This window comes from Thermosynechococcus sp. OHK43 (assembly GCF_014466085.1).
Classification (GTDB): Bacteria; Cyanobacteriota; Cyanobacteriia; order Thermosynechococcales; family Thermosynechococcaceae; genus Thermosynechococcus.
Map to the genome: position 1 here is coordinate 1 of NZ_JACOMP010000103.1, position 5,090 is coordinate 5,090.

General features: G+C 57.1%; 5 protein-coding genes. 2 read left to right on the plus strand and 3 right to left on the minus strand.

Translation table 11 applies throughout. The annotated features are described in order from the left end of the window. A partial coding sequence (locus H8Q75_RS04335) for a phospholipase D-like domain-containing protein (protein WP_297040775.1) occupies nucleotides 1–786 on the minus strand: 786 nt, incomplete at its 3' end. Between the two features lie 157 nt (nucleotides 787–943). On the opposite strand from H8Q75_RS04335, the gene H8Q75_RS04340 reads away from it, so the two are divergent. Next, nucleotides 944–2,533 carry a glucose-6-phosphate isomerase gene (locus H8Q75_RS04340; RefSeq protein WP_024125643.1) on the plus strand — a complete coding sequence of 530 codons (1,590 nt, stop codon included), beginning with the start codon at nucleotides 944–946 and terminating at the stop codon, nucleotides 2,531–2,533. Further along, entirely contained in the window at nucleotides 2,533–3,579 is a 1,047-nt protein-coding gene (locus tag H8Q75_RS04345; RefSeq protein ID WP_024125642.1) for an extracellular solute-binding protein, read from the plus strand. The genes H8Q75_RS04340 and H8Q75_RS04345 overlap by 1 nt, the downstream gene beginning before the upstream one ends. Here the strand turns inward: H8Q75_RS04345 and H8Q75_RS04350 are convergent. Beyond that, nucleotides 3,576–4,856: a CCA tRNA nucleotidyltransferase gene (locus H8Q75_RS04350; RefSeq protein WP_297040777.1), complete on the minus strand. Its 1,281-nt coding sequence runs from the start codon at nucleotides 4,854–4,856 to the stop codon at nucleotides 3,576–3,578. The two genes, H8Q75_RS04345 and H8Q75_RS04350, sit on opposite strands and share 4 nt — an antisense overlap. Next, nucleotides 4,856–5,090, minus strand: a 235-nt coding sequence (locus H8Q75_RS04355) for a YabP/YqfC family sporulation protein (RefSeq protein WP_297040778.1), incomplete at its 5' end; no start/stop codon positions are given. The genes H8Q75_RS04355 and H8Q75_RS04350, both read right to left, overlap by 1 nt.

Genomic DNA, 5,090 nt, shown 5'->3' on the forward strand with positions numbered 1-5,090 from the left:
AAAATCGAGCAACGGTGTGCCTTTCTCAGTGAAAATGCGAGGGAGGCGGAACTCGCGCTCACCTTGGCGCGCCTCCTCGGAGAGGTGGTAGGCGATCTTGAGATAGAGCAGATACGGGCGAACCAAATCGGTACGCGCCCAACTTCTCTCAATGAGTTCAGCGAGCGTATCACTCAGGTCGATCGCTAATCCATCCTGCCACCGCTCATCAAACCAGGCTTGCAATTTCGTGGCAGCATCTTGTTCGACGACATCCACATTCAACTCGCCCTGGTGCGACAGGCCGGCCAGGGTAAGGTTGCTGCTGCCGACAAAGCCGATGAGGGGTGTGACGGGATCGTTGCGCCGCACGAGGTACAGCTTGGCATGCAACGGATAGCGGAGAAACGCTTTCAGGAAGACCTTGCGCGCGCGAAGCTGGGCAGCCAACTGGCGGAGCGTGCGTTCGGCTTGGGCCGATGGTACACCAAACTCCAGTTGCTGCTTGAAGCTTTCGGTCATGTGGCGCTTGAGTCGGGCGAGCGTGGGACCGTCCACTATCTCATCGCCGCGCCTGAGGCTGGCGAGCACTTTCATTTCTTCTTCGGGGGGACGGTGCATACCAACCAGCACGCGGCAGGCGGCGTTTTCTGTTCTTCCCGGCAACTTGTCCACGAGGTCGGCCAATTGCTCCCAACCCCGTAGGTTGAGGTAGCCAACGCAGAAGGCGCAGGACTGGGCGCTGCCGATGAACTGGCGCAGCCCATCGGCAAGTACTTGGCTGGTGTTGTCGTAAATCTGGGGCATTGCTATCTCTTTGTGCGGCCAAAGGGAGAGCTGCTGAGGTAGAGGAGGACCGGTAACTACAAGGGGCACACCTTTGACCTCAGTAGGACTATCTTACTTAGAATCAGCAAGGGACGGTTGTTGAGGTACGCTGAGATCGTAGGGCAGGAATGTTTTTATGGATGCGTTGGCTCTGTGGCAGCATTACCAAGAGTGGTTGTACTATCACCCCGAACTGGAATTTTATGTGGATGTCAGTCGCATGGGGCTGACTCCGGAAGGGGTTCGTCGCCTAGAGCCAGCCTTTGAACGCGCCTTTCAGCAAATGGCGGAATTGGAAGGGGGGGCGATCGCCAACCCCGATGAAGGACGCATGGTGGGTCACTACTGGCTGCGGGATCCAGACTTAGCCCCTAGTCCGGAGTTGCGCTCACAAATCCGCGCTGCGATCGCCCAAGTAAAGCAGTTTAGCCAGCAAGTCCACAGCGGCGCCATTGCCCCACCCCAAGGGGGTCACTTTACGGATATTCTCTCGATTGGCATTGGGGGTTCTGCCCTAGGTCCGCAGTTTGTGGCCGCCGCCCTCGCGCCCGTGAATCCTCCCTTGAACATTCATTTTTTGGACAACACCGATCCGGCAGGCTTTGAACGGGTTTTTGCGCAGTTGGGCGATCGCCTGCGCACCACGCTCGTGCTGGTCATTTCCAAATCGGGGGGGACACCGGAAACCCGCAACGGCATGCTAGAAGCCCAAGCCCGCTTCCAACGCGCCGGTCTGGCCTTTGCCGATCACACCGTGGCCATCACCATGCCCGGCAGTGGCCTTGCCCAAGTGGCGGAGTCAAACGGTTGGCTCGCCATTTTCCCGATGTTTGACTGGGTGGGGGGACGCACCTCCGAACTCTCAACGGTGGGCCTCTTGCCCGCTGCCCTCCAAGGGATTGACATTGATGACCTCCTCACGGGAGCGAAATTAATGGATCAGGCAACTCGTGTGCCGAATATCCGCCAAAATCCCGCCGCCCTACTCGCCTTAGCTTGGCACCATGTAGGCAAGGGTCGGGGGGAAAAAGATATGGTTGTCCTACCTTACAAAGACAGTCTGCTGCTGTTTAGCCGCTACTTGCAGCAGTTGGTCATGGAGTCCCTCGGCAAGGAAAAAGATCTCGACGGCAACATAGTCCACCAAGGGATTGCCGTCTATGGCAACAAGGGAACCACCGATCAACACGCCTATGTGCAGCAGTTGCGGGATGGCCTACCTAACTTTTTTGTTACCTTTATTGAAGTGTTGCGGGATGGTCAAGAACCCAGCATTGATGTGGAGCCAGGGATTACCGCGGGGGATTACCTCAGTGGCCTGCTCCTGGGCACGCGCCAAGCTCTCTATGAAAAGAATCGCCCCTCTCTGACGGTCACTATTCCAGAGGTGACCCCCAAAACAGTGGGTGCCCTGATTGCCCTCTACGAGCGAGCGGTGGGTCTCTATGGCTTCTTGGTGAATATCAATGCCTACCATCAGCCGGGGGTGGAAGCTGGGAAAAAAGCAGCGGCGGCAAACTTGGCACTGCAACGCCAGATTGTCAAAGTTTTAGAACAAAGTGACGAGCCCCTCGACTTGGGGGCGATCGCCCGCGCTGTCAATGCTCCCGATCAACTGGAGCGAATTTACCTGATTCTGCGGCACTTGGTGGCCAACGATCGCGGCATTGAGCAACTGGGGGATCCCGCTCAGCCGAGTCAATTACACTTTCGGTGGCAACGCTAATGCAGCGGCGGCAATTTTGTCAGGGGTTGTTTGCCCTGGGGGCGATCGCCCTCAGTGGTGGCCAAGCAAGTGCCAATAGCGGGCTAACCGTTCATCTGCTGCGCAAATCCTTACCACCTCAACTGATTCAGCGATTTCGTCAACAAGCGGACGTCCGTATTCATCTGCGCCTTCAGGAAACCCCCCAAGCTTTAGCCCATACCCTTGCAGCCGGCAACCTAGGGTCAGCCGTTCTCAGTCTCGGGGACGCTTGGCTAAATCAGGCGATGAGCCAACACCAGATCGCCCCTATTTCCAAAACCCGAATTCAAAACCGGCTTGACTGGGCTGAACCGTGGCAGCCACTTCTCCAAGCCATCAGCCAAGGGGACGCCTTTTGGGGTCTTCCCTATCGCTGGGGGGCAACCGCCCTCATTTATCGCCGCGATTTCTTTGCGGATTTAGGCTGGCAGCCCACCGATTGGGACGTTCTATGGCACCCCGCAGTGCAGGGACACTACAGCCTCTTGAATACCCCCCGCGAAGTGATTGGCTTAACCCTGAAATCCTTGGGGCTATCCTACAACGGCCCAACCACCCACCCCAAATTGCGGGAACGCTTGCAGCAGCTGCGCCAAGGCTGTCGTTTCTTTAGTTCTGACGCCTACTTGCAGCCCCTAATGCTCGGCAGCACGCAATTGGCAGTGGGTTGGTCAACGGATCTACTGCCGCTCCTGCAGCAAGATCCCCGGACCTACGGGGCAGTGTTTCCAGCCAGTGGCACAGCCCTTTGGGTGGACCTGTGGGTCTGTCCTCAGGAGCCCAATGCCGCAGCACTGGCTTGGTTGAACTACTGGTGGCAACCCCAGGTTGCTGAACAACTGAGTCAGTTTAGCCATGCTCCTTCACCCCTTGTCAGGAATCTCAGGGAAACCCTGTTCAGCCGCTATATTCCCTTTGCAACGCCAACGGCCTTTGCCAAGAGTGAAGTCCTGCTTCCCCTCGATGGGGCGACCCAAAAGGCCTATGATACCCTTTGGCAAGAGATTTTTCTAAGGAGTTCCTAACTCGGCCTTGGTTCCGTTGCCCCCTTGAGGAGTTGGGCCACATAGGCTAGGGCTTGGGGGCGATCGCTAATTTCCCCCCGCGCTTGGGCTGCTTCCACCGCTCGCAACAATTCACCCACACGCGGCCCTGGCAAGACCTGAAACGCTTCCACCAGATCAGCACCTCGCACCAACTGGGGGGGATGGGCAATGGCATCCTTAGGGTCTAACCACCCTCTGACCAGGGGTACCAGATGCGCTTTGGGGATGCCACGGCTAAGGGCCAGAGCAACAAAGGCTGGAAAATAGCTGCCTGCTGCGCGGAATAGATAAAAGGCTTGCTCACGGTTCAGGGGCTGTTGGAGGGGGACTAGCCAGTGGCTGAGGAGGCGGCATAGAACTTGGACAATGCGAATTTCATCGGTGGTGTAGGTGAGTGCAGTCAATTCCTCGGCAGCTTGGCGATCGCTGGCATTCACGAGGCAGGTGAGCTTGGCCAAAGCCGCTAGGGTTCGCCGTTGGGGCTCACCGGGGGCATTCGTTGCGGCAATGGATTTCGTCAGCGCCGGCCACAGGGCAGGGAAAGGGAAATTCGCTAGGGTAGATTCAAGGGCATGGTAGTGGGTCATCCGCTCCTCGGTTACCGAAGGCAACCACACCGCCAATACCCCATCGCGAAAGGCGAGGGTCACTTGAGCCGCACCCTCAACAGCACTCAGGAGATAACTGAGTTCTACCCGTACCCGTTCTGCTGCCACTCGCCGCAGTTGGGGGGCAAGGGCTTGGATTACCTGCCGTGTTTCGGGCGTAATCGTAAATTGGAGTTGAGCGGCTTGGCGATAGGCGCGTAGGAGTCGCAATGGATCAGCAGCAAGATTTTCTGGCGCTACATAGTGAATTTGGCGGCGTTGCAAATCTAAGAGGCCACCGAGGGGATCGACAATGTGGTGGTGATGAATGTCGTAGGCAATGGCATTGATCCGAAAATCGCGATCGCTCAAATCGGTTAAGAGCGTCTCACCATGCCGCTGGGCAATGTCCACCGTCGTATGGGAAAAGACTAAGCGGGCAACCCCGCGATCGCGATCCAAAAGAACCCATCCAGCCTTGTACTGATCCGCCAGTTTTTTGCTCAGGGCAATGGCATCCCTCGGCACAATAAAATCCCAGTCGGGGTACAACGTTGTCCGACCGAGGAGAGCATCCCGCACCGCCCCCCCCACGAGGTAAGTATCGGCGGGTAAATCACTGACAGCAATGGGCCAGCGGCTAAAATCAAAGGGTTGAACAACGACCATCAGAGCTGGTTGAGATCGATCGCTTGCCCACCAATGATAACCCTCAGATTTTCCCCCTCAACACAGACGGGTCCAGCCGCAGTTTGAATAGTCAAGCGGTTATTATCAAATCTCAGTAGCCCCTTCCAAGGAGGGACGGTCAGAGTTGGCGCTGGGGTACCCGTTGCTAGGGATGCCGGGGATATCTTTTCTAGCCAAATCAGTGAGGCATCCCCAGGATAGTGGCGATCGCCC

Bases quoted from the DNA above. Each gene is read 5' to 3' on its own strand.
- H8Q75_RS04340 (WP_024125643.1), top strand. From the start codon at position 944: ATGGATGCGTTGGCTCTGTGGCAGCATTACCAAGAGTGGTTGTACTAT.
- H8Q75_RS04345 (WP_024125642.1), top strand. From the start codon at position 2,533: ATGCAGCGGCGGCAATTTTGTCAGGGGTTGTTTGCCCTGGGGGCGATC.
- H8Q75_RS04350 (WP_297040777.1), bottom strand. From the start codon at position 4,856: ATGGTCGTTGTTCAACCCTTTGATTTTAGCCGCTGGCCCATTGCTGTC.